Genomic DNA, 25570 nt, shown 5'->3' with positions numbered 1-25570 from the left:
AGTTAATGATGCGCCGCAACATCCATGTTGCAGCGCGATATCACGAATTCGTGACTGATACCGAGGCACCGGCTCAGGGCTGCACGGCCCCGGGCAAACCGTAGGCTTCCATCTGGGCCCGGACCTGCGCCACATTGTGCCCGAGCACGACGATATCGTGCTTTTTGCCGGCCTTATCCCTGACGTGGTCGCGCAGCAGCGCTTCGGCCTTGAATCCGAGGCCTTCGAAAATCGCGATCGCGCCGGTCTGGTCGACCGTCATCTGAGCGAGCAATTTTTCCAGTCCCATGCTCAAGGCGAGGGCAAAGGTTTCCTGCGACAGCGCCCGGCCCACCCCCCGGCCGCGCACGTCCGGCGAGACGACGTTGCGGATTTCACCGACATGCGGCGACCACGACAAGGGATCGCGCACGATCGTTCCGCATCCGACCACCCTGCCCGATTTCACCGCCAGCAGGCTCGTGATCGAACCCCGCTCGATATCCTTGACCCAGGCGGCGAGCACCTTGGGCTCGCTGATGTTGCGCGGCAGGAACAACAGATCGTGCACCGGGAGCTGTTGCGCGAATGCGAGCACCGCCGCCTCGTCGGCCGGTCCCATCATCCGAAGCTCGATCTCGCCCAACTCGGTGGCGACGCGGAGCGGATAGCTGCGTGTGTCAGTGCTGCTCATATCGATCTCTCACCCAGCCATGAATCGAGTTTCGGCCACAGCCGCTTGACGGCGTTGGCGCCGGCGACAAGGCTGACATGCCCGCCCTTCAGCATCACCTCTTCCTTGTCGGTCGAACCGATCTTTTCAATCAGCGGCTTGGCGGCGTCATAGGGAACGATGTGATCGTGCTCGGCAACCGCGTGCAGGATCGGCACCGTGATCTTGGATATATCCGCGGGCCGCCCGCCGACCGACATCACGCCGTTGTAGAGCTTGTTGTCCCACATCAGGTCCTTGGTGATGGTGCGGAAATACTCGCCGGCCAGCGGCAGGGTGTCGGTGGCCCAGCGGTCGAACATGCGGTAGGACTTGACGTATTCGTCGTTCCAGATGTTTTCCCACAGCGCCACCTGGCTCGCGGCGCGCGAGGCCGGCCGCAGCATCTCGAATGACGAAAGGATCATCTCGGGCGGAACGTTGCCGACACTGTCGATCAGCCGGTCGACGTCGAAATAGCGCCGGTCCGAGAAATTCTGGAACAGCTTCATCTCGCGGAAATCGACCGGCGTGGTAAAGCAGATCAGGTTTTTCATCGGCCCGCCGGCGAAGATCGAGCCGTAGAGCAGCGACAGCACGCCGCCGAAACAATAGCCGATGACAGTGACGTCGGTTTCGCCGGAATCGCGCTGCACATGGCGGACGCAATCCGGGATGAAGTCGAGGACGTAGTCCTCCATCCGCAAGCTTTTCTCTTCCGGCCGCGGCGCGGTCCAGTCCAGCATGTAGACGTCGTAGCCGCGCTTCAGGAGAAACTCGATGAAGCTCTGGCCGGGCACCAGATCGAGGATGTAGCCGCGGTTGGTGGTCGCCATCACGATCAGGATCGGCACCCGGTAGATCTCGTCCGATACCGGCCGGTAGTGATACAGGTTCATGGTGCCGCGGACGTGCAGGATGTCCTTTGGCGTCGAGCCCAGCGACGGGCCCGATGAGGCGATATATTCGACGCCCTTGATGCTGCGCTGGATCGCGCGCTGCACCTCGGACTGGATTCGCTCCGGGATCGACGCCAGGTCGAGGCCCGCAGCGGCGCTCATTTTTGCTCTCCGCCCGCGGGCGGCGGACGCCTGGTGCGCGGCGGCTTCGGCGCAGCCGGAGGTCCGCCGTCGGGCGCGGTTGAATTGTGATGGACCTGATGCAGCAGCGCCTTGATTTCGTTCAGCTGCCCTTCGATCGACTGCAGCCGCTCGGCCATGGCGACCATCTGCGCCCGGCTCGGCAGGTTCATGCCGACGAGATATTTTTCCATGAACTCGCCGAGCTGCTTCTGCGCACCCGCGCTGATCCCGCCGACCTGATTGACGACCTTGCTGACTTCCGGCGACGCCATCGCCTGATTGGCGAAGGCGTTGAATCCCTTCTCCATCTCGCCGATCATGTTCTGCCACATCGCGGCCGGATCGTTGCTCTTGTCTGCCATGGGCGCCCTCCGGATCGACGATGAAGCCGTCTCTTTTGATCATACCATACTGTTGCGCCAGGCCGGTCAACATCGCCTGGCCGATTTGCCAGCCGGGAAAGCCTTCTGCGGCGCGAAAAATCGTGTCATAGACTCCGCATCGCAATACCATCTTCAGGGAACAGCCAAGGTGAATGCAGCATTCCACCAACCCGAACGGATCGCCCGCGCCAACGGCATAGAACTCTGTTACGAGATCTTCGGCGACGCCGATGCCGAGCCGATGCTGATGATCATGGGGCTGGGCGCTCAGATGATCCATTGGGACGACGATTTCTGCCGGCAGCTCGCGGCGCGCGGGTTTCGCGTCATCCGCTTCGACAATCGCGACATCGGCAAGTCCAGCAAGCTGACCGGCGGCAAGCGCCTGACCCCGCTTGAATTGCTCAAGCTGCGATTCCTGAAGATCCCGATCGCCGCGCCCTACAAACTGAGCGACATGGCGAAGGACGTGATCGGCCTGATGGATGCGCTCGGCATCAAATCGGCCCACATTGTGGGCGCGTCGATGGGCGGCATGATCGCCCAGGAAATCGCGATCTCGTTTCCGCAGCGGGTGCGCTCGCTGACCTCGATCATGTCGACCACGGGCAATCCAAAAGTGCCGTCGCCGAGCCGCGAAGCCACCGCCGTGCTGATGGCCCCGCCCCCCGCCACCAAGGAAGAATACTTTGCCCGTTTCGCGCAGACCTGGAAGGTGTTGCGCGTCGGCAGTTTTCCGGAAGACGAAGCGCTCGACCGCGCCCGCGCTGAGCGCACCTTTGAGCGCGGCCTTAACCCGGCCGGGGTCGGACGCCAGCTTCGGGCGATCCTCGCCTCGGGGAGCCGCAAGCAGCGGCTGGCCGCGGTCAAGGCGCCGACGCTGGTGATTCACGGCACCGTCGATCCGCTGGTACGCCCCGAAGGCGGCAAGGACACCGCGGCCTCGATCCCGGGCGCGAAATTGCTGATGATCGAAGGCATGGGCCACGCGCTGCCGATCCCGATGTGGCCGCAAGTGATCGATGCGATCGACAAGCATGCCCATGCGGCATCGGCGAAAGCGATGCATTAGTTCGAACCAGAACGCCAACAGCGGGAGAGTGCCATGAAACTGGAAGGCGGGTGCTATTGCGGCGAGGTGCGTTACGTGGCCGAGGGCGAGCCGATGATGAAGGCGCAATGCCATTGCCGCGAATGCCAATATATCTCCGGCGGCGCGCCGAACCTGTTTGTTCTGATGCCGATCGACGGCGTCCGTTACACCAAGGGATCGCCCAGGCAGTTTACCCGCAGCGATCTGGAACGCGCGGTGACGCGGGAATTCTGCGCCGAGTGCGGCACCCATCTGATGACGCGGCCGCCGGGTTTGCCCGCCGTGGTCCTGAAAGTCGGCACGCTCGACGATCCCACGCTGTTCGGCGGCCCGCAGATGGCGATCTACACCATCGACAGGCAGCCGTTCCATCAGATCCCCGAGGGAATGCCGGCCTTCGAGCGGCTGCCGAAAAGGTAGCGCAAGGAAAAACATTTCGTCGTCCCGGCGAATTAAATGGTCCCGGCGCACCCGGGCTCAACAAATTCGGTCGTCATACGCGGGCTTGACCCGCGTATCCATCTCTTGAAAAGAATCTCGCGAAGTGGATGGATTGCCGACGCCGTACAGGTAACCCCAGCTGTCGTCCCGGCGAACGCCGGGACCCATAATCCCGGTAGTCTATTGTGGCAGAAGGTATCTCACAGCAGCGCTTCATCGATGGGCCGCGGCGTATGGGTCCCGGCGTTCGCCGGGACGACGAATGAGTGTGGCGCACGGCGCCCACAAAAACTTGTCGTCCCCGCGAAAGCGGATCCAGTACGCCGCGGCTTATCGATTCAATCACTGGCGTCTCTGGAATACTGGGTCCCGCTTTCGCGGGGACGACGGTTGGTGTTTGCAGACACAGCCTCGCATTCTCGCCGCATGTTTTGCGCGAGGGTTGGCCTGCTCGTTCCGCCCTCTCCAATCAGAGGGCGCAGGGAATGCCGGGCGCCCGATGCACCCGCAGCCTCGTGTGCGCTATTGGTAACAAGTATGCACACGAGTATTCACAGCGAGTCACCGGAATCATCCGGCATTCCCCGCGCAATGGTTTACGGCTTATACCGCGCTCTCCCCGGTGATCGGCTTTCTTGCCACCGTCGCCGGCGGAGTTGCCTCTACCGACTTGACACCAGCGTCGGGGTGTCAGGACCACACGTCTTCGCCGTCCGCGTTGGCATCGCCCGTCAAGCGCGCCGTCGCGTCCACCGCCCCCCGCCCCGCGTCCGTGACGTTCGCGAAACGCCCCTCTGAGTGGAACAGGATGGCGATGGATATAGGTTGATTTGGGTCTTCTGAAAATCAGAATATTTTTGCACATGGGGCTGGACAGCCCCCGACCACACCAAATCTAGCCCGTCGGGCGCGTGTTTTTTTTGCGCGGGGTCGTCCGCCGGTTCGACGGAAGAGAAAAATCTGGCACGTCGGGCAAATCACCGGCTTCCGTTCATCATCGCCGCGATCGTTTCGCATGACGCGCTCTTGGATAGAAGTGGCGGGTTACGGCTTCGCCCCCAACCCGCCTAGGATCTGCGCTCCGGTAGAGCGGTAGCGATTGAGATCCAGCAGAAGGTCGCGCCGAGAGCGCCAGCACAGGGATTGATCAGGGTCGCGGCTTCGTGCCGATATGGCAGTACCTCTCACTTGATTTCTGGCAACATGCCTCCTTCAATGTTTTGCGGGCATAGAAGATTAAACGATCTCTCATAAAGTGGTCGCTGCACAGTCTTCATCAAATAGAGACGTTAGTGCCGATTGCACGCGCCCGATACCAAAAGCCGATGTTGCATTCTCTTCGAAAACGAGGGTCACGTTTGAATACGAGGAGACGATGCCACGCCGCGGGCAGGCGCGATTCCAATGGCGCCGAGCGGGATTGAAACATCCACAAATCGCAGGAGGTTGCGATGGATTCAAACTTGTCATCAATTCAAGACGACGATCACCGCCGCATTGACCATAAGGTCGAGGAAGAGACATCGTTTGCGCAAACCAATCTGGTCTCGGATGGCTTCGTTGTTCCTGCAGTGACAATCGATCCAAATCTCATCAATCCCTGGGGCTTAACTCACAGCGCGACCAGTCCTTTCTGGGTGTCGGACAACGGCGCGGGCGTGACGACGGTCTATAACGGTGACGGAACCCTGGTGAAGGTCGGTGGGTTTCCCGCAATCACGATCGCGACGCCCCCTGGGCAGACCTCGCCGGCCAGCCCTACCGGAGACGTGTTCAATATTGCCGGAAGCGGGTTCAACGTCACCAGCGGTGGCGTTACGGGATCCTCGGTCTTCATTTTCGCAACCGAGGACGGCACCATTTCCGGCTGGAATCCGACCGTGAACCCCGCCAGCTCCGTCCTGGCCGTCGATAACTCGCAGGGCGGTACCGGAGCCGTCTACAAGGGTCTCACGATTGCGCAGACCGACGATGGCACTTTCCTATACGCAGCAAACTTCCGGAATGGAACGGTCGATGTGTTCGACCAGAACTTCAATCAGGTGAATAGCTTTACCGATCCGAACGTGCCGGCCGGCTACGCGCCCTTCAACGTGCAGGTTCTTGACAACCACCTGTTCGTCACGTTCGCGCTGCAAGATCCCACCAAACACGATGACGTCCCCGGTGTCGGCCACGGCTTCGTGGATGAGTTCGACCTGCAAGGCCATATGCTGGACAGGGTGGCGTCCGGCGGGGTGCTCGATTCTCCCTGGGGGCTTGCGATTGCACCCCCGGGATTTGGCGAGTTCGCCAACGATCTTCTGGTCGGAAATTTCGGCGACGGCACCATCAATGTCTTCAATCCGAAGAACGATCATTTCCTGGGCAAGTTGGAAGACGCCAACGGTGCCCCGATCACCATCTTTGATCTCTGGTCGCTTGTTCCCGGCAGTGGCAATGCCGGCACCGATCCGAACAAGATCTACTTCACCGCAGGAGTGAAGAACGAGGCGCACGGTCTCTTTGGCAGCTTGGCGGCGATTCCAGAATCCAATAATTCGGCCATGTCGATGACAGGGTCGAATTCGATGACAGGGTCTATGACGGGATCTATGTCGGATTCTATGACAAATCCTGTGGCAGGATCGATGACAGGCCCTATGACAGGGTCGCATTCCATGCACGGGTGAGGTTCCAGAACTTTCGAACCGCTGCTTTTTGGGTGGCTCGACCGCGAAACGACGGACCTGCGGCTTCGGAAGGGCGGATGACGCGCGCCGCCCTCCGCCCCGCTACACGTCACAGGTAATGACGGCGCCGCATTTCGTAGCCCAGAACGGCAGGTATGCTTTTTTCGGATGCTCCTTTGAGGAGACGCCGTCGTGGACATGTCGATCGGACAGCGTCTCGGTTCGCTGACGCAGCGCTATCAGCCTACGTTCCCGACTGATGCCGGCAGTGGGCGCCAAACCAACGGTGACGTGATCCATCCGCGCGTGCAGGCGGTGATGGTCGCGGCCAGGTTCCACGGCATCGAGTTGGATCCAGGCGAGCTCGTCTCCACGGGTGCGCAAGACATCCCTTCAGCGGCCTCGCTCTCCGAATGGGCACAGAGCGCCGGCATGTGGGCGCGGGCGATGCGATTGCGTTGGCGCCAGCTTATGCACTTCGTCGACACCGGGCCGGTGGTGCTGCTGCTCAAGGATGGGAACGCGACCCTGATGGTGGGCGCGGACGCCAACCGCCATGTGGTTTTCCTTCGGGATCCCCGCGCGCTGGCCAGCGAGATAACCCTCGCGGTGGACGAACTGCGCCTGGAGCGGGTCTGGTCAGGCGAGGCGGTGCTGCTGCGTGCCCAGCGCGGGCAAACGGAGACGGACGCGCCGTTCACCCTGAGCTGGCTGTCTGGCCTCGTGTTGCAGGAGAAGCCGTCGCTCCGGGACATCGGGCTTGCTTCGCTAACGCTGAGCTTCCTGACGATCTTCCCACCGTTGTTAGTGATGACGGTGGTGGACAAGGTGCTGACGCACCATAGTTACTCGACCCTGCTGCTCCTCGGCACCATCCTCGCGATCGCGACTGTTTATGAGGCGGTCCTTGGCTACGCCCGCCGGCTGATCGTGATGGTAGTCGGCGCACGGCTGGATGCGAAGCTGAACTTGCATGTCTTCAACCGACTGCTGCGGCTGCCGCTCGACTATTTCGAGCGCCACCCGGCCGGGGAGACGATGCACAAGATCGCGCAGGTCTACAAAGTCCGTGAATTCCTGACGGGAAAGCTGCTGGCCACGTTCCTCGACATGATGACGCTGGCCGTGCTGCTCCCGTTCCTGTTCTATCTCAATTCCTCTCTCGCCTTTGTGGTGCTGGCCTGTTCCGCCCTCATCGTGCTGGTCGTGTTGGCCTATCTGCGTCCGTTGCAGCGGGTGTTCAGCAAAGTCATTGTTGCCGAGGCCGAAAAGGCCGCGGCACTGGGCGAGACTATCTTCGGGATCAAGACCGTGAAATCCCTCGCGCTCGAGCCGCAGCGCCGGATGCTGTGGGATACGCGCGTTGCCGAGGCCGGAAAGGCGCGGCTGGCCTTCGGGAAACTGGCAAACTGGCCGCAAACGATCGTCAATCCGATCGAGCGATTCATGTCGATCGGTATTGTGCTGGTCGGCGCCTATCTCGCGATGACCGACAAATCCGGCTACGCCGTCGGGGCGCTGTTCGCCTTTATGATGCTCAGCATGCGCGTCGCGCAGCCGCTCGCGGGGCTGGCGCGCCTGATCGAGAATTACGAGGAGGTCGGCGCCGCGATCAGCGAGGCCGCGTCGGTGCTGAACCGTCCGCTGGAATACGGTACTCTTTCCCGCGGACTGCGTCCGCAACTCTCCGGCGCGATCGCCTTCGACGACGTCAGCTTCACCTACGGCAGCACGAAAATTCCCGCGCTCGAACGCGTCACCTTTGCGGTGCCCGCAGGCACGATGCTGGGCATAGTTGGGCGCAGCGGGTCCGGAAAGTCGACGTTGACGCGGCTCTTGCAAGGGATCAACCGGGACTATAGCGGCTTCCTGAAGATCGATGGCAACGACGTGCGCGAGATCAATCTACGGCATCTGCGCCAGAGTTTCGGCGTGGTGCTGCAGGAGAATTTCCTGTTCCGCGGCTCGATTTGCGAAAACATCATCGCGGGTCGTCCCGGGCTCACGCTGAACGATGCCGTGCGCGCGGCGCGCCTCGCCGGCGCCGAGGAATTCATCGAGCGCATGCCGAATGGCTACGAGACGCTGATCGAAGAAGGTTCGCCGAACCTCTCGGGTGGACAGCGGCAGCGGTTGGCGATCGCACGCGCCCTGATCACCGATCCGCGCATCCTGATCCTCGACGAGGCAATGAGCGCGCTCGATCCGGAGAGCGAGGCGGTGCTGAACGCCAATTTGCTTCGCATCGCGCACGGCAGGACGATGATCGTTGTTTCGCACCGCCTGTCGTCCTTGATCGACTGTGACCAGATCCTCGTCCTGGAAAACGGCAAGGCCGTCGACATCGCGCCGCACCGTTTGCTTCTCGAACGCTGCGGCATCTACCGGCAACTCTGGACCCAACAGAATCGCCATCTCGGGAATCAAGGGCCGCGTCATGCAAAGGCCAGTTAGCCGCGCAAACCGCGCGAACGATCCGACGCTTCCGGCGATCCTGGAATTCCAGTCGCCATCTCAATCTCTCGCCGCCGCCCCAGTTCCCCGCACGGCGCGCGGCACGATCTGGATCATCTCCAGCATGTTCGTCGCTTGCGTCATGGCGATGGGGCTGATCCCGATCGACCGGGTTGTGACTGCTCAGGGAAAGGTGGTCTCCAGGGTGCCCTTGCTGGTCGTGCAACCGCTCGAAACCTCGGTTGTCCGTTCGATCGACGTGACCGAGGCGCAAAGCGTGCGTACCGGCGACGTGCTCGCGCGGCTCGATCCGACCTTCGCGGCGGCGGATGTCGGCGCGTCAGAAGCGCTGGTTTCAACGTTGCAGGCGGAAGTCTCGCGGATGCAGGCGGAAGCCACGGGACAACCATTCACCCCCACAGGCCCTGATCCAAATCTGTCGCTGCAGTCATCCATATTCGTCCAGCGTCAATCGGAGCGCGATTTCAAGCGCGAGACCTATCAGCAGCGCATCAACGGCCTGCAGGCGGCTGTGGCACGCGGTGAAGCCGACGCGGACGCCTATCAGGCGCGCAAGGCGGTAGCCGAGCAGATCGTCTCGGTCCGCAAGGAATTGGAACGGCATCAGGTCGGCAGCATGCTCTTGTCGCTGACCGCGACCGACAATCTGTTGGAAACGGCGCGTGGTCTCGCAAATGCCACGGCAACCGTGGAGAGCGCACGCCGCGACCTCGATGCGTTGAAGGCGGAACGTGACGCCTATGAGCAGAACTGGCTCGCCGATGTGTCGCAGAAGCTCTCGGAGCAGATGCAGAAGCTGGCCGATGCGCGCGAAAAACTCAACAAAGCGCGATTGCGCCACCAATTGGTAGAGCTGCGCGCCAACCGCGACGCAACCGTTTTAACCGTGGCCAAGGTTTCGGTCGGCTCCGTGCTGCAATCTGGAGACCAGTTCATCACCTTGGTCCCAATCAACGCTCCGCTCGAGGTGGAAGCGAATATCGTCGGACGCGACGGCGGCTTCGTGCAGGTCGGCGCTCCCGCAGCAGTCAAGTTCGACACGTTCCCATTCTCACAATACGGCCTGGCGCACGGAACGGTCCGAACCGTCAGCGCCGACAGCTTTACCGGACAGGACGAACTGAAAACGCGTTCGGGCTCTGTGCCTGCTAAATCCGACAGCACCGAGCCCTTCTATCGTTCCCGCATCACCATCGACGACGTGCGATTGCACGCCGTGCCGGCCGGGTTCCGCATCGCACCCGGCATGCCCGTCACCGCCGACATCATGATCGGCAAGCGCACGGTCCTCACCTACCTGCTCGGCCGGATCCTGCCGGTCGCGTCGGAGGCGATGCGGGAGCCATGAGCCGCGCCAGCAAACGCAGGACGGGCGGCAGGCACGAATATCGAAGGGGTCTCCTCGGTCGGCTGGTCGACGCGCTGTCGCCGGCGGCAGCGCTGCGGCACGCGCTACGGCTGGCCGACGGGAGCCAGAGCGTACAGGCCTTTCCGCTTTTCGCCCGCGCCGCGCGTGCCGGCATCGCGGAGGGCGAATACCGGGTCGGGCGATGCTATCTCGAAGGTTCGGGCGTTCCTGTCAGCCGCCTCGATGGCCTGCACTGGCTGAGGCGGGCCGCGACCCGAGGCCATATCGAAGCCCAGTGGCAGCTTGCCGTGCTTTATCTGCAGGGCTTCGGCACGTCGGGGGATCGCGGGGAGATTTCAGCCGGTGTGGAAAGCCTGTTCTTGCGCGATGAGGCCCACGAACCGGATTTCGTTGCGGCGGAGAAATGGGCGCGCCTCGCGGCTGAAGCCGGCTCCGGGGATGGGCAAGCTATTCTTGCCTTTATCCTCGCTTCCGGTCCTGAAGCGATGCGCGACATCGAGGCAGCGCATCAATGGTACGAACGGTCAGCTGAGCAGAATTGTGCGCAAGGTGCTCTGGGTTACGGCCTGTTGCTGGCGCGGCAGGTCAACGACGAGGCAGGCCAACGCAAGATCGCGGAATGTTTTCGTCGCGCGGCGGAGGCAGGGCTGGCGACCGCGTTATACTTGCTCGGTGACCTGAACCGACGCGGCATCGGCGTCGAACGCAGCGAGGTGATCGCGGCGGACCTCTATCGGCAGGCGGCCGCGAAGGGTAATCGCGCGGGTCAGGCGCGCTGGGGGCTGGCGCTGATCGAGGGGCTGGGAGTCGAGCGAAACCCGACCGAGGGCGAGTCATGGTTGCGCCGAGCTGCGATGGCCGGGGATCCTGAAGCGGCGGCGCGGGTCGGCGATCTCTACGCCAGGCGCGGTGAGGCACTCCCCCCAAATCATGCGGAGGCGGCGATTTGGTATCGCCGCGCCGCGGAGGCTGGTCACCGGACAGCGGCCCGGGCGCTCGGCCTGCTCTATCTGACCGGGGCTGGAGTCGCGCGCGATCCGGATGAAGCGGCGCACTGGCTCCGCATTTCCGCCGAAGCCGGCGACCCGCAAGCCCGGGTGGACCTTGCCAATCTCTCCCTCAGGGGTGTCGGTCATCCCGAAGACCTCATGAAGGCGCGCCAGTGGCTGGAGCACGCAGCCGCGTCCGGCGACCTTGTCGCGGCTTTCAACTTTGGCGTCTGCCTGGCAGAAGGAGTCGGGATGGAACGTGACGAGCGCCTGGCAGCCCAATGGATGCGCCGAGCCGCGGATGGTGTCGTGAACGCGCAATATTACTATGGACGGATGCTGGTGGAGGGGCGCGGCGTGCAGACGGACGCCAAGGAAGGTCGGACCTGGATCGCACGGGCGGCCGGAGCGGGAATGGCGGAAGCGGAGGTGGCACTCGCGCAGATGATGGTCAACGGTAGCGGCGGCCGGTGTGATCCTTTCACGGCCAGGGCGCTGCTCGAGAAAGCCGCCAAGAGGGGGCACGACGGTGCCATTTCCGCGCTGGGCGCGCTGAACAGCGACCGGCAGGATGTGCCAAGGAACGAGAGCATCAAATTCAAGGGCGCTACTGGGGGCGTGAACCCATGAACTCGGAATGGTCGGGCGACGTCCGCTTTGGTGCGCAATCCGGACTCAGGCCGGACATCGCGTAAGGCGCCGCGCCGACTTTGAATCAACGTCGTTCACGAGCCGATGCATCTGTCAGAAAATTAAACGCGAATTTAGAGGGAAAATATCGAAGGCGAGGCAATACTGATTGGCAGCCCGAAATTGCTCACGCGCGCATCGGAGTCCGGAGACAAACCAGCGTCACCGCCGCAGGCAGCAAACCGATCGTCAGCGCGGCCTCCGTCCGAGCAGCGCCGCTCGTCTTCGAAGCAATACGGGCCCCAGATGCAGCTGCCGGAGGGACTGAAAGGGAGGATTCATGTTCGGCCTGACCGCACTCGACCTCGCCCGGATCCAATTCGCATTCACGATGTCATCGCACATCATCTTCCCGGCGACCACCATCGGCCTTGCGAGCTATCTCGTGGTACTGGAAGGCCTGTGGTTGTGGAAGAAAGACACCACCTATCGCGACCTCTATCATTTCTGGTCGCACATCTTCGCCGTCAACTTCGCCATGGGCGTCGTTTCAGGCATCGTCATGGCCTACCAGTTCGGCACCAACTGGAGCCAGTATTCGGCCTTCGCAGGAACCATCACAGGGCCGTTGCTCAGCTACGAGGTGCTGACCGCCTTCTTCCTTGAAGCCGGATTTCTGGGCGTGGCGCTGTTCGGATGGAACAGGGTTGGGCCAGGCCTGCATTTCTTCGCCACCATCATGGTAGCGATCGGAACGCTGATTTCGGCGTTTTGGATTCTCGCCTCCAATAGCTGGATGCAGACACCGCAAGGCTTCGAAATAGTCGGTGGCCGTGTCGTACCCGTCGATTGGCTGAAGGTGATCTTCAATCCCTCCTTCCCGTACCGCCTCGCGCACATGACGGTAGCGGCCTATCTCGCCGTGGCGCTGTTCGTCGGGGCAACCGGGGCGTGGCACCTGCTCAAACGACACGACACGCCGGCCGTGCGCACGATGTTCTCTATGGCCATGTGGATGCTGCTTATCGTTGCGCCTATTCAGATCGTCATCGGTGACCAACACGGCCTCATGGACCTTAAATATCAGCCTGCAAAAATCGCCGCGCTCGAAGGACATTGGGAGAACCAACCCGGTGAGAGCGTGCCGCTCATCCTCTTCGGCGTGCCCGATATGAACGCCGAGACGACGCGTTATGCGGTGCAGATTCCTCATTTGGGCAGCCTGGTTCTCACCCATAGCTGGAACAGCCAGATCCGTGGCCTGAAGGACTTCGCGCCCCAGGACCGTCCGAACTCGACGATCGTTTTCTGGACCTTCCGGATCATGGTTGGGCTGGGCTTCCTTATGCTGCTGCTCGGACTTTGGGGCGCCTGGGCACGCTGGTCCAATCAGTTGTATCAGTCGAAGATCTTTCTGCGTTTCGCGGTACTGATGGGCCCCGCCGGCCTGATCGCGATCGTGGTCGGATGGCTGACCACGGAGATCGGGCGCCAGCCCTGGGTGGTCTATGGCGTGATGCGGACGAAGGACGCGGTATCGAACCACTCCGCGCTCGAACTTTCGATAACGCTGATCGTGTTCATCGTCATGTATGTGGCCGTCTTCGGAACCGGGATCAGCTACATGCTCAAGCTGGCAGCGAAAGGCCCGCAGCCCTACGACGAGCATTCGCCGGAGCCGAGCCCGCAAACCGGACGTCCGACACGTCCTCTATCCGCGGTCCCCGATCCCATCGATCCGGCGATCGAGTGGCCGGGCAGCAAGAGGAGATAGCGGCGATGGGCATCGATCTTCCCGTCATCTGGGCCGTGATCATCGGCTTCACGCTGATGATGTATGTGGTGATGGATGGTTTCGACCTCGGAATCGGCATCCTGTTCCCGTTCATCCGCGACCGGGGTGATCGCGACACCCTGGTGAACACGGTTGCGCCGGTCTGGGATGGCAACGAGACCTGGCTGGTTCTGGGAGGAGCCACGCTGATGGGAGTCTTCCCGCTCGCTTATTCCGTGCTGCTGAGCGCGCTCTACATCCCAATCTTCTTCATGCTGGCGGGCCTGATCTGGCGCGGCGTCGCTTTCGAATTCCGCTTCAAGGCGGACGAGGCGCACAGGCCGTTCTGGGACAAGGCCTTCGCCTGGGGCTCCTACATCGCGACGTTCTCGCAAGGCGTGGTGCTCGGCGCCTTCATCAACGGCTTCAAGGTGACCGGGGCCTCCTACGAAGGCGGCAGTTTGGACTGGCTGAGTCCATTCAGTCTCTTCACAGGCGTCGGCCTCATCGTGGCCTATGCCCTGCTCGGCTGCACCTGGCTCATCATGAAGACCGAAGGCGAACTGCAGCACCGACTCAAGGCGCTGGCGCCTGCGATGACGCTCGTCCTTGTCGCGGCGATCGTCATCGTGAGCGTGTGGACCCCGCTGACGCATCCGAGCATCGCGACACGGTGGTTTTCATTTCCCAACATCATCATCTTCTCGCCGGTGCCCGTGCTTGTCGTCGCGACGACCTGGGTCATGATGCGCGTGCTTCGGAACGAGACGCACGCGTCACCGTTCCTGCTCGCGCTCCTGCTGCTGTTCCTGGGCTATACTGGTTTGGCGATCAGCCTGTGGCCGAACATCATTCCACCGGCCGTATCGATCAGGGACGCGGCCGGTCCGCCGGAAAGCATGGGCTTCACGCTGGTCGGTGCGCTTTTTGTCATCCCCTTCATCCTCGCCTACACCGCAATGTCCTATTACGTATTCCGCGGAAAGGTGAGAGTCGGAGAGGGGTATCACTGATGACGGCGCACCCATCCGCCGACGCTCAGACATGGCTTCGGAGGGTCGGCTGGCTTGTTCTGATTTGGGCGGCGAGTGTCCTGGCACTGGCCGTTGTCGCGGGCCTTTTCAGACTGGTGATGAATCTCGCCGGGCTGACGGTGTGAAGTTCAAAATAACTTCTCGTGTATTGCCGTCCTGTCTCGGCGTTGCATCGGCCTTTGGGTCACTATTTATGCCATAGGCGAGCACGTAGAACGTCCGAGCACCCTGGTCTCGTTGGCGCCCTCGCCAAATTTAGCGGACACGTGCCGCACGGCCAGACTTCGCCGTCCGCGTTGGCATCGCCCGTCAAGCGCGCCGTCGCGTCCACCGCACCCTGCCCCGCGTCCAATGGGGCGATCAGTCCCGAAAACAAAAGACCGCCCGAAGGCGGTCTCCGTGGTGTATGTTCCGGTAGCTGATCTTCATTAAGAGAGCGTCGCTTCCTTAGGGTCGAATGCCGTTCTTCTGCGCGCAAGCGCGGTAGGCAGAATAACCCATAGCGTTTCGATCAGCAGTGTTCCCGGCAGCCGCGCCAACCCCGGCACTCGCGGCAGCGGCGTTCGCCTGCCTGAAACATTCAGCACGTATCGCATTAACGTCTCTCTTCTGTGCGTCCGCTGGCATCGCGAGGCCAAAAAGTGGAATAAACAAAGCGAGGCCGAATAGGAATTTAGCATTCAACATTGTTATCCTCCCTTCTTTCGCTGTTATCGCAGCGCAACATTGATCCTGCGCCACGGTACTCTAAGTGTCTGTCCGGAGACTTCAGGCCGGATTGCAGAGTTTTCTGAGCATGAAGCGGATTGAGGCGAGTCGCAAGAACGCCAACGCCTTTCGGTTGAGGCACTCCCAATCCTTGGCCAGGCGGCGGCAGCGGTTGAGCCACGCAATGGTGCGCTCGACGATCCAGCGTTTGGGCAACACCACGAAGCTGCTGACCTGATCGGAACGTTTGACGATTTCGATCTCGATATGCGGTCGAAGTTTCGCAAGCGCATTGGCAAATTTCGGTCCTTTATATCCGCTATCGACGAACAGCTTCTTCAAAAACGGAAACATCCCGAACAATGTCGTCATGACGAGAGCGCCGCCATCGCGATCCTGGATGTCGGCCGGATGAACGACGGCGTGGAGCAGGAGACCTACTGTGTCGACAAGAATGTGCCGCTTCTTGCCCTTGATCTTCTTGCCCGCATCGTAGCCGTGCGGATCAATGAACGCCCCCCTTTTTCCGCGCTTTTCACGCTCTGGCTATCGATGATGGCGGCAGTCGGACTGGCTTTCCGCTGGGCTTGTTCTCGACACTGCTGATAGAGCGCATCGTGGATTCGTTCCAATGTGCCGTCATAGGTCCACAGGTCGAAGTAGTCGTGGACCGAGCTTTTCGGCGGCAGGTCCTTCGGGATCGCGCGCCACTGACAGCCGGTCGAGAGAATGTACATGAGGCCGTTCACCACCTCCCGCATGATCACCGTGCGCTTGCCACCGCCAGTCTTGCCCGGCGGGATCAGCGGTTCGACCAGTCTCCATTCGTCGTCGGTCAGATCGCTCGGATAGCGCAACATGCTGCGGTCGTATCGGGCGCGATTCTTGCTCGTCCACATCGGTGACCCCTCCTCGAATCAGGCCACCACTCTTGAATCACAGATGATTCATATGATTCAAGAACTCTCCGGACAGACACTAAGACACCTTCCATTGCCGTTCCATTCCATCGTGGCGAAAAAAGAGGGTCTGATGTCTGGTTCCGGACATTTTCGGACCTCGGCGCGATCCCGGACAATGTCCGCTTTATCCCGCCGCCCTGGCGAACCCCCAATTCCTGCTCCTCAAGAACGGGACCGTCACCGGCTTTTAATTGTGTGAACGCGTAAAGGGCACAAAGCGCACGAGTGCGACGGCGCGCGTTGTCGTCTTGTCAGTGGCGATTTTTTCGACGACCGTGAGCTGCTGAGTGCTGTAAGCGGGCCCCACCGGCATGACGAGCCGGCCACCCACTTTAAGCTGTTCAATCAGCGGCGGCGGTGGCTGCCCGGGCGCGGCGGTTACGACGATGGCGTCAAAAGGACCGCATTCGGGCCAGCCACCATAGCCGTCGCCAAGCCTGACGCTCACGTTGTCATACCCGAGCTCTCTGAGTGTTTTCGCGGCGGCCGCGGCCAATGCCGGGATAATCTCGATGGTGCAGACCTTTCGCGCTAGGTGCGCAAGGATGGCGGCCTGATAGCCCGAACCCGTACCGACTTCGAGCACAACACCATCGGGCGCGACCTCGGCCAACTGCGTCATCACGGCCACGATGAACGGCTGCGATATGGTCTGGCCGAGGCCGATCGGAATCGGCCTGTCCGCGTATGCGATGGAGCAAGATCGCTCGGGGATGAAAAGATGGCGTTTCGTTTGCCCCATGGCCTCAAGGACCCTCTCCGACAGGCCCTGCTGTCCCAAAACACTGGCGTCGGACCGGACGTAGGCCCGGATGGTTTCGACCATGGCGGCGCGTTCGCGGCCGCATTCTGCGTCCTGCGCGGTCGCTTCCTTCGCGACGGCAATCATGGAAAGCATGAACGGCAGCAAGATCTTCATGATCGTGCGGGCTCCAATCGGTCCACGATTCGCGTCGACCCCGCAACGAGTGGGTTCGACCGATCAGCCGTCAAGCGAAACACGGCGTCCAGTGAATGACCGCAATGCGTCTGGCGGTCCGGGCGCGCAGGCCTCCGCTCGGCGCGACGGTCAAGGCCCAAGCAGTCACCGCGAACTGCTTCGCGTGCTGCTACTTGCCAGTCCCCGTGGTCATTCCCGTTTTGGATCCCGCTATCGTTGCCCCGGGCGGACCGATCGGGACCATCGCGTGCTCGTACGGCGTATTCGCCCACATCATGTATGGCCTGGTTGGATCGGGATCCGCGGCCTCTGAATACCCCAACTCCCTGCTGGGAGGACCGAAGACCATGATGTGAGGCCCAGTGACAACCCAGTGATTGTCGGCAGTCTTACCGGTAGCATAGGGGTCGGTATTGCTGGCACCGTCATCACCCGCCAGCATGAACGAGATGCCCACCTTGTTTGGCGGCGGCGTGTGGTGCATCACGGCATCGATGAACTCCATGCTGTTTTGATCGTTGCACATCTTATCTGTGGCCATGATCATACATGTGAATCCGTTATTTCCTTCGCGAAGGGTACGCAGGGTTCCATCGTGTTCCACCCGAACGATTGCTGCTCCCTTTGCGACAGCTTCAGGCGCGGCCGACAAGGCTTGGACGGTGTACTCGGCGTCCGACACCTGCTGATGCTCAGCGTTGGCCGGAGCCCAGATTGCGAATAGCGATACTGTGGCGGCGACGCCTGTTTTCAATGTACCCATGTCTTCCTCCTCTGAGCTAAGAGAGAACCAGAGAGCCACATCGATATCTGCGACGGACTCGAATTCGCGGACTGGCGCGCGAACGAGCACGGAACCGGCAACAAAAAGAACGTCGGTTGATTTGAAAGTGCGGTGCCTGCCGACGGCATGATCGCTGCCCGTTCGTTCAAACGGGAACTTCGGCCCGGCCCGTTTCCAAGAGCAGCTCTTTTCAGATTACACCACTTCAAGTGCCTACGAAAGGAGTGAGGGTCCCGAGACCCTTCGAGTTTTAGTGCCAACGCAATGACCGGTTCGGGTCGATCGCGTCAGTTTGCCGATGCGCCGACCACTTGCGGTCTTGGCCTCAGAACAGACATCGGCAGCATCAGTCGGCATGTCTCAAACGTGCCACATCCGGACTATGCGGCGCCGAAAACAGCATCTCTATTCGATCACCACGTCGGCGCGGGCGAGCAGCGTCGGCGGCACGTCAATTCCGAGCGCCTTGGCGGTCTTCATATTGATGGTCAATTCGAAATGGGTTGGCCGTTCGACCGGCAGGTCGGCCGGTTGGGCGCCTTTCAGAATTTTGTCGACGTACACGGCAGCCTTGCGAAAAAGGTCGACATATCTCGCGGAGTAGGACATCAACCCGCCTTCATCCTCGGCGAACCACCGCGGCACCGAAACCGCGGGTACACGATGCTTCAGCGCCAACTCGGCAGCGTGTCTGCTCGGCAGGCTGGGTTGAACGATGACGGCATCGGGCCGGTCTTTCTCCATCGATGCGAAGGCGGTCTCGAGCTCCTCGCTGCTGCTGATCCTGACAGGGTTGATTGTAGTTCCGGTGGCTTCGCCGCCGAGCCTTATCTGTTCGAGGAAAGGTTTGGAGAAGGGATCGGTTGCATTGGCCAGAGCGGTCACGCGGCGCGCCCGTGGCAGCATATCGCGGATCAGTTGCACACTTTTGCCGGCTAGTTCGGCGGTCGCGGAAGCTATCCCGGTGACATTTCCGCCCGGTCGAGGAAGGCTCGCGACCAGCCCGGTACCAACGGGATCTCCGGTCTCGGCCATGACGATCGGGATTTCGAGCGTCGCTTGCTTTGCCGCCAGAGCGGCGGGTGTGAACCACGTGACGATTATATCGACTTTGAGACGGACCAGCTCGGCGGCCAATTCGGGAAGCCGGTCGAGGTGTCCTTCAGCCGATCGAAACTCAAATCGAATGTTTTGCCCCTCGACATACCCCAGATCGCTCAGCCCCTGCCGAAACTCCCGCCAAAACTGTTCCGGGTTGATATTGCCAATGACCAATGCGCCGACGGTCGGCATCTGCGGCTGCTGCGCGTGGGCCGCGAGCGGCCGCACCGCCGCCGCGCTGGCGAGCAGCCCGATGAACTCCCGCCTTCTCAGGTCGAACATGGAGCTTTCTCCTTGGGCTTCTTACCAAGGGGATGAGGGAATTGGTTCCCGCGCCTATGCTCCCACCCATACGATAGCACATCACGGGGCGCGGGAGAGCGCTGCACGGCGGGATTTCAACCCAGCCTATGTCGCAGATGGGTCAATCGCGTCGTTCTGACTTCCGGATCGACCACTTCCGGTCTACCCGACAAGCAGACGTTATTCGGGTCCGCCGGCATGTCTCAAACGTGCCGATTTCGGAAGTCGCGAGCCTTCTCAATCGAACATCTCGGCTGCCGACGGGCGCCGGGTCGGCTCTGTTCAAGAGGGAGCCTCGACCCGATCGACCGGGAATCTGATGGTCCAATTGTTGCACATCAGATGTTATGAAATGTTCATGTCGGCTGTTTCTTCAGCAGCGGAAATTCGTCGCGGAAAGCCAAGCCCCTAAGCGGGACCCTATTGTCAAGGCGCCGCCAGTTTGATTGTCCCGTCGTCGCCAGATCTGCTGACTAAATCGTCTCGAGCCATGGACTCGATCATCGGCCAATTTTGCCAGAAGAATTTCGTGGCGTCGTGACGGTTGGGTGCCTGCACCTTGACGCTGCAAGCTTGTCTTCCCCCCTTGTTCGCCAGTTGAAAATGGAACGTGTAGGCTGTCGTCTCGGCGTCTTCGTTGGTCGGCCTGCTTTCGCGGCGCATTTGGTGTCCCCCCTTCGTGCGTCGAACTGGGACACTTTAAATGCATGATTTGGCTTTTCGTTCGGCGCGTTCGTGACGAAGTTAGCCCGGAACTGGCGCTGAATTAGGGCTTCGCGTTGGACGGCGGAACGAAGGTTCTCCACAACCGGTGAAAACTTTGCCCCCGCTGCCCGCGCTCGTCATTCGAGGAGCAATGGCTTGGAGCAAATGCTGGTTATTGCGGACCAGCATGTTCCCCGATCTGGCCGCATCTCAGCGACCGTTTCACCGACAGGTCGATGAAACGGTCTCTGCGAGCAATGCCTCTACGTCTCCAGTTGCTTGCCGATTGGCAGCACCCGGATACGCTTGCCGGTCGCGGCAAAGATGGCGTTTGCCAATGCCGGGGCGAAGGGCGGCACGCCGGGCTCGCCGACGCCGCTTGGCGGCGTGTCGGGGCCAGGAGGCACGATGTAGACGTTGGTCACACGGGGAGCCTCGTCAATTCGGATCACCTGGAAGTCGTCATAGTTGCCCTGTTGTACCTTGCCGTCCTTGAAGGTGATCTCGCCATATTTGGCAAGGCTGATTCCCATGATCGCGGCGCCCTCGATCTGGGACCGGATTCGTTCGGGGTTCACATATGTCCCGCAGTCGATCGCGGTGTCGACCCGAGGCACCGTGAACTTGCCCTTGTCGTCCACGGCCACCTCGACGATGGTCGCGATATAGCTGACAAAACTGCGGTGGACGGCAATCCCGAGCCCATGGCCTTTGGACACCGACCTTCCCCATTCGCCCTTCTCAGCGACCAGCTCGACGGCACGCCGCAGCCGCGCTGTGTCGATCGGATAGCTGGAGTAGGGCTCGCCGTAGTTCCAGAGATCCTTCACGGAAGACAGGTCAACGATTCGCGGAGAGCCGATGAGCTCCAACAACATTTCCTTCTGATCGCGGTTGGTGGTGTGCGCGAGCTCGCCAACCATGGACTGCACGGCGAAGGCATGCGGGATATTCGACACTGAGCGGAACCAGCCGATGCGGGTGTGTGCTGCCGCTTCCGGGTTCTCGCACTGGATATTGGCGATCTCGAACGGCATGTCGACAAGTCCCATGCCGAGTTCGAAAGGTGCCTGCTGCACCGTACCCGCCGCAAATGTCGACGCGATGCTCGGTGCGACGCTGCGATGACGCCACGCGATTACCTTGCCGTTCTTGTCGAGTCCGGCCTCGATGCGTTCCACGGAAACCGTGTGCAGGAAATCGTGGCGAATATCGTCGTCCCGCGTCCATTGCACCTTGACCGGCGCACCGAGTTCCTTCGAAAGCAGGGCCGCTTCCAGCGCGAAATCGCACTTCGACTTTCGCCCGAATCCGCCGCCGAGCAGCGTGACGTTGACGGTCACATTCTCCTCGGGAATGCCGAGCGTCTTCGCGACGTCTTCGCGGGTTCCACCCGCACTTTGCACAGGCGCCCAGATTTCGGCCTTGTCGCCTTTGACGTCGGCGACAGCGACAGGCGTCTCCATGGAGACATGGGCAAGGTGCGGCAGGTAATATTCACCCACGATCACCTTGTCGGCGCCCTTCAAGGCGGCATCGACGTCGCCCTCCTTGCGCACGATCAGCCCCGGCTTGCGCGCGGCTTCCTCGAGTTCGGCCCGATAGGCGACCGAGTCGTATTTGCCGTTAGGTCCGTCATCCCAGACAACCTTCAGCGCATCGCGGCCCTTGATCGCAGCACCGGTGTTGCGAGCAATCACGGCGACCCCGCCGAGCGGCTGGAACTTGGAGGGCCACGGCCATCCCTTCACTTCCATGACCTTTTCGACGCCGGAAACCTTCATGGCCTCTGCTGCGTCGAACGACGCGAGCTTGCCGCCGGTGACCGGAGGCCGCGCGATGACGGCGTACTTCATGCCGGGCAGGCGCGTGTCGGAGCCGTAATGCGCCGTGCCGGTGGTGATGTCGCGCAGGTCGACGATGCTGATCTCGCCTTTGCCGAGATAGCGAAAATCCTTCGGGTCCTTCAGCTTCAGGCCTTCGATACTCGGCACCGGCTCTTTCGCTGCATCGGCGGCCAAATCGCCGAATCCGATGCGGCGTCCACTCGCATTGTGGACCACTTCGTGATTGGCAGCCTTCACTTCGCTGGCCGGTACGCCCCAGCGCTTCGCCGCGGCGGCTTCAAGCATCGAGCGAGCCGAGGCGCCGATCTGGCGCATCGGGATCAGATAGTGCCGTGTGCTACGTGATCCGTCGGTATCCTGGTTGCCGTATCTGACTTCGTCGCCTGGAGCCTGCTGGACGCGGACGCGCGACCAGTCGGCTTCCATCTCTTCGGCTACGATCAACGGCAGGCTGGTTCTGACGCCTGTTCCCATCTCCGCACGGTGTGCGACGATCGTAACTATGCCATCCGGTGCGATCGACACGAAAACACGAGGGTCGACCACGGTGCCGTGCGGCATCTTGCTCGCGCCGGTCTCGTACGCGGCGAAGGCGGGGCGTGACATCACGGGAGCGGCGAGCACGAAGCCTCCGGCGATGCCGAGGCCCTTCAGGATGCTGCGACGCGAAACGTTCTCGACCTTGACCTTGATGAACTGTTCAAAGCCACGGAGTTTTTTGGGGTTCGTATTGATTGTCATGGTCACACCCCCGTCGATGCGAGATGCACGGCGTTTTCGATGCGCTGGTAACAGCCGCAGCGGCAGATGTTGCCGGACATCGCTTCAACTATCTGATCGTGGGACGGTTTTGGATTTTGTATCAGCAACGCGGCCGCCTGCATGATTTGGCCGACCTGGCAATAGCCGCATTGCGGGACGTTGAGTTGTCGCCAAGCCTTCTGAACCGGATGATCGCCGGTCGGGTGAAGGCCTTCGATGGTGGTGACCTCGCGGCCGACCACGTCGGACACCGAGGTGATGCAGGAGCGCGTAGCCTCCTTGTCGACCATGACGGTACACGCACCGCACAGCGCCTGGCCGCAGCCATATTTGGTGCCGGTCAGGCCCACCTCATCACGGAGAAACCAAAGCAGCGGAAGATCCGGGTCGCCATCCCAGCTTTGTTCCTGGCCATTAATCTTCAACTTGATCATGATCGTTTCTCGCTCTTCTTAAGCTACTGATGTCTGGTTCGGTGCAAGCCGGAACATGCTTCCATTCGCCCGCATCAACCGCTTCAACTTCCCGCACGCGCTCATCGTGTCAGGAAGACTGACAGACTTCATTGCACGATCTGTTCGACAGTCCGTTTTGCTCACGCCTCCTGCTTCTATTCAGTTTTTGGTTGTTGTGCAGTCAGGCCTTTATCGCCAAGGCCGTGACGTTATCAGAAGTTGAATTGGAGCTGACTTCACAGACAGTTGTTTTTGCATTTTTCGTTTGTCGAAAGCGGGGCGACTATTGCCGGAACTTTTCCATTTTCCAACAAGCAGTCTGCAGCAGCGACGAGAGAAAATGCCTCGCCCGGCGACTGCGGAGCGAGGCGAGAGTTAAGGCATGGGAGGAACATGCCGCAGCCGATTAGACCCGCATGGTGGGGCCGCCAACGCGGCGTCGCCGATCAGAACAACGCGATGCCGCTTGGGAATCCAAGCCTACAGCGACCGAGCCGTCGGCAGACCGAGCCACACTGTCCAGACCGTCATCGGGACGAAGGCTGCTGCCCCCCGGGCGTGCCGCCTGACGGCTGCATCGATCGGGCCCGGTCCAACAGGGTGAGAGTGGAATCGACGCATGATTTCATGGAGTCCTGCGGGTCGCAGCGTACGGCTATCATCGCGTCGCCGTTGCGCAAGAAGAAGGAGGCGCCGCCGCGGCGCGACCCCTCACGACCGCGGTCGCCGATATCGCGGAGGATATCCTCCAGATCACGATCCTTTCGGGAGTAGGAAGAGTCATGCCCCTCGCCGCCGGGGGCGTTCTGGCTGAAGGCGGGGAACGGGCTAAGCATAAGTACCGCCGTGATGACAAAGGCCCTGTTCATCGGAGGTCTCCACTTTTGAGCAAGTTGAGTTGCATTACCTAAAAGCGAGATGACTTTCGTCCGATCGTCATCCCGCTCTGGCTCATTGCAGGAGCATGATGTTTTTCGAACACCGACGCCAAGCGCGATCAATCAGAGCAGGCCGTTTCGGGACCATGCTCAGTCGCGACACACGCGCCGGCGAACGATGACGAGCAAATCCCCATCCTGGGCCCGCAAGCTCCGGGTGAGGAAATAGCAATCTCCCTCCTCGCCACCACGGCGCCGCTCGGCGATGCGCTCGCCGATCCGCTCGCGGAGGCGCTCGTGCCAGCCTCCACCGTCCTCGTCTTCATCCCGGTTTCGGCAGCCTCCCTCCTCGCCGCCGCCGTGCCGCTCGGCGAAGCGCTCGCCGATCCGCTCGCGCATGCGCCCGCGCCAGCCTCCACCATCCTCGTCTTCATCTCGGTTGCGGTAGTCTCCCTCCTCTCCACCACCGCGCCGCTCGGCGATGCGCTCGCGGAGGCGCCCCCGCATGTCCTGCCGGTCTTGAATAAGGTCGACGATGAGATCCCGCAGATCCTGCCGCGTCCGTATCCTGTCCCTGAGGAGATCGCGCAGATCGCGGTCCGTATCGCCATCTCTGTCGCGCCATCCCTGAGCTGATGCTGGGCTTGTTGTCGTGCAAATCACTGGGGCAGATGCAGCAATCGCGAGAACTGCTGCAGCAATCACTGGCAGCCGTGCCATTGCGTTCTCCTGTCAGAGTTTGTGTTGAGAAGTCATCGGAAGACGGCACGAACTTCCGGCGAGCGCTTCGTTCAACAAGCTGCGCTGGCTCGAGGTCGAATTCAACCTGGAGCCAGCCGCGCTGCTCAGAATGCCGGGCTGCTCCCGCGTTCAGTCTTGACGTAAACTAGGCTGCACAACAATACGGCAAAAGATCGAAAACGAAACGCGTGACGAGCAAACTTCCATAACATCCCCGTGACCTGACTTGTCTCGATCGCTCACTCCAAAAATCAGTACGAGGACATCACTCAATGCATTCGGAATCGATTTGAGCTGGCAGGCGTGTGCTTTGGAAGGTCAGCAGACTTGACCCGCTGCGATCAGATGCAGCTTGCCCGCATTAGAGGTACGCTGGGCGATGAACTGCCCATCGTGGGCTCGACTTCAATTGCGGGCAGACCGAACTAAAAAGGGGCAATGTCCCTTCCGGGTCCAGTCGCGTCGGTTTGGCCATCGACGCTCATGCAGCATCAAGGCCGGCACCTTGCAAAGATCCCTCCAACTCGGCTTCCAGGTCCAGAACGATATCGCGGAGCAAACGAGCCGCAATTGGGTCCGTAGTCTCTTGTGCTAGAATTCGGTAGCGCTCTACCCGATCTCGACGTTCTTTCCAGTCGTGGTCCTCAGGCATGGTCCGATCCTCCCTACCCACCTGACCCGGAGAAGGCGACCTTTATTCGTGAAACCTGAAAAATGCCGGACCTGAACGAAAATGAGGCGTGATCGCGTC

21 protein-coding genes are annotated in these 25570 nt (G+C 61.2%); 10 read left to right on the top strand and 11 right to left on the bottom strand.

The genetic code is table 11. The features are described from left to right. Positions 1 to 73: 73 nt before the first annotated feature. From B5527_RS11760 to B5527_RS11750, 3 genes are read right to left on the bottom strand one after another with little or no spacing between them, the layout of a single operon-like run. Positions 74 to 673 (bottom strand): GNAT family N-acetyltransferase, encoded by a 600-nt coding sequence (locus B5527_RS11760; protein ID WP_079601433.1) that lies wholly within the window; start codon positions 671 to 673, stop codon positions 74 to 76. Further along, positions 670 to 1752: a PHA/PHB synthase family protein gene (locus B5527_RS11755; RefSeq protein ID WP_079601432.1), complete on the bottom strand. Its 1083-nt coding sequence runs from the start codon at positions 1750 to 1752 to the stop codon at positions 670 to 672. The genes B5527_RS11760 and B5527_RS11755 overlap by 4 nt, the downstream gene beginning before the upstream one ends. After that, positions 1749 to 2135: a hypothetical protein gene (locus tag B5527_RS11750; RefSeq protein ID WP_079601431.1), complete on the bottom strand. Its 387-nt coding sequence runs from the start codon at positions 2133 to 2135 to the stop codon at positions 1749 to 1751. The genes B5527_RS11755 and B5527_RS11750 overlap by 4 nt, the downstream gene beginning before the upstream one ends. Before the next feature lie 169 nt (positions 2136 to 2304). Here B5527_RS11750 and B5527_RS11745 point away from each other — a divergent pair, with 169 nt between their 5' ends. From B5527_RS11745 to B5527_RS47080, 9 genes are all read left to right on the top strand, one after another. Continuing rightward, the gene (locus B5527_RS11745) at positions 2305 to 3228 is read left to right on the top strand and encodes an alpha/beta fold hydrolase (protein WP_079607228.1); all 924 of its coding nucleotides are present in this window, start codon (positions 2305 to 2307) and stop codon (positions 3226 to 3228) included. A gap of 33 nt (positions 3229 to 3261) precedes the next feature. After that, a complete protein-coding gene (locus tag B5527_RS11740) occupies positions 3262 to 3669 on the top strand; it encodes a GFA family protein (RefSeq protein ID WP_079601430.1) in 408 nt (135 codons plus the stop codon). Between the two features lie 1472 nt (positions 3670 to 5141). Next, positions 5142 to 6362, top strand: a complete 1221-nt coding sequence (locus B5527_RS11735; RefSeq protein WP_079601429.1) for a TIGR03118 family protein — start codon at positions 5142 to 5144, stop codon at positions 6360 to 6362. A 198-nt stretch (positions 6363 to 6560) separates the two neighbouring features. After that, the gene (locus B5527_RS11730; protein WP_079601428.1) at positions 6561 to 8816 is read left to right on the top strand and encodes a peptidase domain-containing ABC transporter; all 2256 of its coding nucleotides are present in this window, start codon (positions 6561 to 6563) and stop codon (positions 8814 to 8816) included. Then, positions 8800 to 10185, top strand: coding sequence for an HlyD family type I secretion periplasmic adaptor subunit (locus tag B5527_RS11725; protein WP_079601427.1), 1386 nt, complete (start codon positions 8800 to 8802; stop codon positions 10183 to 10185). The genes B5527_RS11730 and B5527_RS11725 overlap by 17 nt, the downstream gene beginning before the upstream one ends. Beyond that, complete coding sequence (locus tag B5527_RS11720) at positions 10182 to 11825, top strand: tetratricopeptide repeat protein (RefSeq protein WP_079601426.1); 1644 nt, start codon at positions 10182 to 10184, stop codon at positions 11823 to 11825. Before B5527_RS11725 ends, B5527_RS11720 begins: the two co-directional genes overlap by 4 nt. Before the next feature lie 340 nt (positions 11826 to 12165). After that, positions 12166 to 13599: a cytochrome ubiquinol oxidase subunit I gene (locus B5527_RS11715; protein ID WP_079601425.1), complete on the top strand. Its 1434-nt coding sequence runs from the start codon at positions 12166 to 12168 to the stop codon at positions 13597 to 13599. Positions 13600 to 13604: 5 nt separating this feature from the next. Then, positions 13605 to 14612 (top strand): cytochrome d ubiquinol oxidase subunit II, encoded by a 1008-nt coding sequence (gene cydB, locus B5527_RS11710; RefSeq protein ID WP_079601424.1) that lies wholly within the window; start codon positions 13605 to 13607, stop codon positions 14610 to 14612. Further along, complete coding sequence (locus B5527_RS47080) at positions 14612 to 14758, top strand: DUF2474 domain-containing protein (protein WP_079601423.1); 147 nt, start codon at positions 14612 to 14614, stop codon at positions 14756 to 14758. Before cydB ends, B5527_RS47080 begins: the two co-directional genes overlap by 1 nt. Positions 14759 to 15401: 643 nt before the next feature. Here the strand turns inward: B5527_RS47080 and B5527_RS11700 are convergent. From B5527_RS11700 to B5527_RS11665, 8 genes are all read right to left on the bottom strand, one after another. Continuing rightward, positions 15402 to 16240 (bottom strand): IS5 family transposase gene (locus B5527_RS11700; RefSeq protein WP_154072160.1). Its coding sequence is split into 2 segments (ribosomal slippage): positions 15402 to 15853 and positions 15853 to 16240, totalling 840 coding nucleotides; the frame shifts between segments, so codons are not numbered across the junction. A 250-nt stretch (positions 16241 to 16490) separates the two neighbouring features. Beyond that, positions 16491 to 17222: a protein-L-isoaspartate(D-aspartate) O-methyltransferase gene (locus B5527_RS11695; protein WP_079601422.1), complete on the bottom strand. Its 732-nt coding sequence runs from the start codon at positions 17220 to 17222 to the stop codon at positions 16491 to 16493. 190 nt (positions 17223 to 17412) lie between these two features. Continuing rightward, complete coding sequence (locus B5527_RS11690) at positions 17413 to 18006, bottom strand: hypothetical protein (protein WP_154072179.1); 594 nt, start codon at positions 18004 to 18006, stop codon at positions 17413 to 17415. 426 nt (positions 18007 to 18432) lie between these two features. Further along, complete coding sequence (locus B5527_RS11685; protein WP_079601421.1) at positions 18433 to 19410, bottom strand: ABC transporter substrate-binding protein; 978 nt, start codon at positions 19408 to 19410, stop codon at positions 18433 to 18435. Positions 19411 to 19857: 447 nt separating this feature from the next. After that, positions 19858 to 20094, bottom strand: coding sequence for a hypothetical protein (locus B5527_RS11680; protein WP_079601420.1), 237 nt, complete (start codon positions 20092 to 20094; stop codon positions 19858 to 19860). A 305-nt stretch (positions 20095 to 20399) separates the two neighbouring features. After that, positions 20400 to 22724, bottom strand: a complete 2325-nt coding sequence (locus B5527_RS11675; protein WP_079601419.1) for a xanthine dehydrogenase family protein molybdopterin-binding subunit — start codon at positions 22722 to 22724, stop codon at positions 20400 to 20402. A gap of 2 nt (positions 22725 to 22726) precedes the next feature. After that, positions 22727 to 23179 carry a (2Fe-2S)-binding protein gene (locus B5527_RS11670; RefSeq protein WP_079601418.1) on the bottom strand — a complete coding sequence of 151 codons (453 nt, stop codon included), beginning with the start codon at positions 23177 to 23179 and terminating at the stop codon, positions 22727 to 22729. Between the two features lie 548 nt (positions 23180 to 23727). Continuing rightward, the gene (locus tag B5527_RS11665) at positions 23728 to 24069 is read right to left on the bottom strand and encodes a hypothetical protein (protein WP_079601417.1); all 342 of its coding nucleotides are present in this window, start codon (positions 24067 to 24069) and stop codon (positions 23728 to 23730) included. 306 nt (positions 24070 to 24375) lie between these two features. On the opposite strand from B5527_RS11665, the gene B5527_RS43735 reads away from it, so the two are divergent. Continuing rightward, the gene (locus B5527_RS43735) at positions 24376 to 24714 is read left to right on the top strand and encodes a hypothetical protein (RefSeq protein WP_154072178.1); all 339 of its coding nucleotides are present in this window, start codon (positions 24376 to 24378) and stop codon (positions 24712 to 24714) included. Positions 24715 to 25570 lie beyond the last annotated feature (856 nt).

Origin of the sequence: Bradyrhizobium erythrophlei, assembly GCF_900129425.1 — a bacterium.
GTDB classification, from domain to species: domain Bacteria; phylum Pseudomonadota; class Alphaproteobacteria; order Rhizobiales; family Xanthobacteraceae; genus Bradyrhizobium; species Bradyrhizobium erythrophlei_C.
This window is presented reverse-complemented; position numbering and strand designations above follow the sequence as displayed.